Annotated in this window: 3 protein-coding genes; all 3 read left to right on the top strand. The window is 26.0% G+C overall.

Annotated elements, in window-relative coordinates; translation table 11 throughout:
* The first annotated feature begins 352 nt into the window (after positions 1-352).
* Positions 353-1,108: an ABC transporter ATP-binding protein gene (locus tag BM027_RS17740; protein WP_090094502.1), complete on the top strand. Its 756-nt coding sequence runs from the start codon at positions 353-355 to the stop codon at positions 1,106-1,108.
* Entirely contained in the window at positions 1,108-3,129 is a 2,022-nt protein-coding gene (locus BM027_RS17735) for an FtsX-like permease family protein (RefSeq protein ID WP_090094501.1), read from the top strand. Before BM027_RS17740 ends, BM027_RS17735 begins: the two co-directional genes overlap by 1 nt.
* Positions 3,130-3,320: 191 nt before the next feature.
* Positions 3,321-3,743: a hypothetical protein gene (locus BM027_RS17730; protein ID WP_090094500.1), complete on the top strand. Its 423-nt coding sequence runs from the start codon at positions 3,321-3,323 to the stop codon at positions 3,741-3,743.
* Positions 3,744-4,103 lie beyond the last annotated feature (360 nt).

The following is a 4,103-nucleotide window of genomic DNA, read 5'->3' as shown; positions in this document are numbered from 1 at the left end:
TTTGTCAAGTGTTAATTGAAAAAAGCAAGGTATATTTTTATACCTTGCTTTTTTTGAACAATATCAATGTCATTTCGTTAACTAAATGACATTGGGAAGTCAGCTAGTCTATTTCGCACTTGTTATTTTCTTTCATGTGCCTAAAACCTTACACTCATGAAAGGTTTTGTAAGAGTAATCAATTAGAGAATTTCATTAACCATTATATAATTTAATTATATATATGATTCTAATTAGCTATTTTTAATTAGTAATGATTAGTTACTACTATAATTAGCACAACTTTAATTAATTGTGTGGATTTTTAATTAGAACATATATGCTAAATAAAATTAGGTTAGGAGAGATGAAAATGAAGATTTTAGAGTGTGAAAAACTAACTAAAGTATATGATGCATTTAAAGGAGCACAAGCAGTAAGAGCATTAAATAATGTGAGTTTTAAGGTTTATGAGGGAGAATTTATTGGCATTATGGGTCCAAGTGGAAGTGGTAAAACTACATTGTTAAATATTTTGTCAGGGCTAGATAATGGAACTTCCGGAAATATATTTATTAATAATAAGAATATTTTAAAGCTAAAAAAAGATGATTTAGCTTTATTTAGGAGAAGGAATCTTGGCTTTATATTTCAGGATTTTAATCTTTTAGATAGTTTAACAATAAGAGAGAACATTGGATTTCCACTTACAGTTGATAAAGTGTCACCGAATTTAATAGATAATAAGGTGGATGATTTGCTAAATTTCCTAGAACTAAAGGATATAGGAAATAGCTATCCTTATAATGTGTCAGGAGGTCAAAAGCAAAGAACAGCAGTAGCTAGAGCTTTAGTTAGTGAACCAAAAATTATTTTTGCAGATGAACCAACAGGAAATTTAGACTCTAAATCATCAAAAAATATTATGAGTATATTTACTAAGATAAATGAAGAAAGAAAAGCTACTATATTAATGGTAACTCATGATCCATTTGCAGCTTCATTTTGCAAGAAGGTTATTTTTATAAAAGATGGACAAATTGAATTTGAAATTAATTCTAATGGCAATAGAAAGGAGTTCTTTGATAAAATAATTGATTCTCAAGCAGCAATTGGAGGTAAGTACTAATGAAATTTAATGAACTTATATTAAAGAATATTAAATATAATATTAAAAATTATATTGCATACCTTTTGAGTACAAGCATTGTATTAAGTATATTATTTATGTTTTTTAATTTTTTTTATAGTGATACCTTTATAGAGAAATCAAAAGAAATATTTAAAGGACCTGAAAAAAATATAATTATAGGGATTATGACTATATTTCTTATTGCATTTGTGATTTATATAACAGCAACTTTTATAAAAACTAGGGGAAAAGAATTAGGAGTATATTATACTATTGGGCTTACTTCAAAGGAAATATTAAGAATACTTTTTTATGAAAACATTGTTATATCAGGTGTTTCAATAGCCATAGGGCTTATCATAGGAATTTTATTTTCTAAGTTATTTAATATGGCATTTTTAAAGGTAATGGATATATATAATATAGATATTGAAATCAATATTATAGGGATTTTAAGCGTAGCACTAGTAGGATTACTTATATTTGCAATTAATTCCTTATATCAAAGAATTTTATTAAGAAAACATTCTATAGTTGAACTAATAAAATTTTCATCAAAAAAAGAAGTAGCTAGCAGAGGTGTTTTTGTAAAAGGTATAATATCAATTATTGCATTTGTAGTTTCATATAAGAATATTATTGAATTTATAGATGGACCAAGTGGTATTACAAAGTATACTGTAGTCTTTGCTATTGCAGCAATAGTATCATTGTATTTTTTAATAGGATTCTTTATGGCATTAGTAGAAGTTATATTAAAAAAATTTAAGAAAACATATAACAATAATATAGTAACAATAAAAACATTAGAAAGTAAATTCTTATCATATAGAGCTACTATTTTTGTATCAATAATAATGACGTGTGCAGGAATTTTTTTTATAACACAAGGATTTTCATATTACAAACTAGGTGGAGTTTGGATGGATAATTGTTATAGAAGTGACTTAAGTATTATAGTTAATAAAAAACAATCAGATGAAAATAATTTTAGAAGTATAATAGAAAAGCATGCAGGAAAAATTAAAGAATATAAGAAACTTGAAAATATAGAAGAGCAATATATAGAAAAGAATCCTGAAAGTGATGAATATAGGATACGTGCATTAAGAATAATTAGTAACGAGACCTATAATGAAAATACTAAATCTACAAAAGAATTAAAAGAAAATGAGGCAATAGTACCTATAGAAGACTCAACCCAGGCAGATGGAAGAAGAAATTTTAGTGGTGACTTAACTTTAAAATTAACTGAAAAAGGTAAAGCCATAAATAGAGATTATGTCTTTGAGTTTATCAAAAATTTAGATGAATATAAAAAAAATAGTAGTAATAAGTATTTAGAATTTGATGAAAAAAATATAGCACATGAGAAAATGAAATTAACTAATATGATTTATGAATGTGTTAACGATATAAGACCTGGATTTATAATAATTAATGATAAAGTATATGAGAAAATTAAAAATAATCTTAATCCAGAAAATATATATTATGATATATTAGTAGATTTAGAAAGTGATCATGATTATAAGAGAATAAACAAAGATTTAAAGGAAGAACTTAAAAAAATAGGCGGAGAAGAACTTGCAGAAACATTAAGTGTAAAAAGTAATTTAAGATATATAGAGATGTCTAAATGTAGTTTTGTATTCTTTACCTTTTTCTTTCTAGCAATAATTTTTTTAACTGGAAGTGGCGCGATACTATACTTTAAAATATTCACATCTTTAGATGAAGATAAGCAAAGAAAGAATAGTTTTGAAAGAATAGGCTTAACAACTGGTGAAATAAAGCATATTATATCCAAAGAAATACGAATTATATTTTTAGTTCCTGCTATTATAGCATTAGTGATTACAGGAATAATTTTAATTAAAATAAATGGGCAAACCAATGGTGGTGAAGTAGCGAATACTATTATGCTTTATACGTTTATGGGATATAGTATAGTTTATTTACTTATTTATGAAATAAGTAGAAGAGGATATTTAAAGAAGGTATTTAGTACAAAATAGACTTTTTATTTTTTGATATTCCAATTTTTGTAAGGTAACTGTCACCTTACAAAAATTGGAACATGAAAAGTAGGTTTATTATTTTTATCTTCTGCTATATAATAATATAAATAGCTTTCTTTTAGGCGGATTTAGATATGGAAAATAAAGAAAAATATTAGGCACATTCAAAAAAATAAGGAGTTGAAACTATGGGTACATCAGCATCATTGGGTTATACTCAAAATAGAAAAACAATAGAGGTAGAAGTTTCATCAGATGGTTATCCATCAGGCATTGGAGTAGATGTTATAGAATCTTTGAAAAGAAGAGATTTTGAAACAATTGATTTAAGTAATATAGAGGTAACAGATGAGCCAGAAGATTATGTAGGAGATATGAGCGCTTTTCAATATGATAAAATAATGGGCGATTCAGGTATAATGCACTCCAATAGATACATTATAAACTTAGATAAAAAAGTTTTAGAATTTCATGGTGGTGGATATGGAATAGGAACTCTACATTTAATAAAGGAGTATCCTTTTCAAGAGGTTTTTGATATAGATATAGATGATATAGTTAAAGAAATGGAATATATGGAACAAAATTACTATGATTCAAAAAGTAAATAACATAAATGTAAGGCACATGAAAGAAAATAACAAGTCCAAGATGAAATGTATATTTTGCGTCAGGCAAGGAAGCAAAATTGTTTAATAGCGAGCTATTAGGCCATTCTGCTGACGCAGCATAACACGAAATAGACTAGCATATTGACCAATGTCATTTAGTTAACAAAATGACATTGATATTGTTCAAAAAAAGTAAGGTATAAAAATATACCTTGCTTTTTTTTCAATTAACACTTGACAAATATATAGAAAAATGCGGCGTAGCCCCTTAAATATATAAAAATTTAAGGAGGCATCACTAATGATTAATTACTCAAAAATTGTAAAATACAAGCTAACATATATTATTAAAGAAATGGG

Source organism: Clostridium uliginosum (assembly GCF_900112485.1).
GTDB lineage: Bacteria > Bacillota > Clostridia > Clostridiales > Clostridiaceae > Clostridium > Clostridium uliginosum.
Note: the sequence above shows the minus strand (reverse complement) of the source record. Positions and strands in the feature narration are given on the sequence as shown.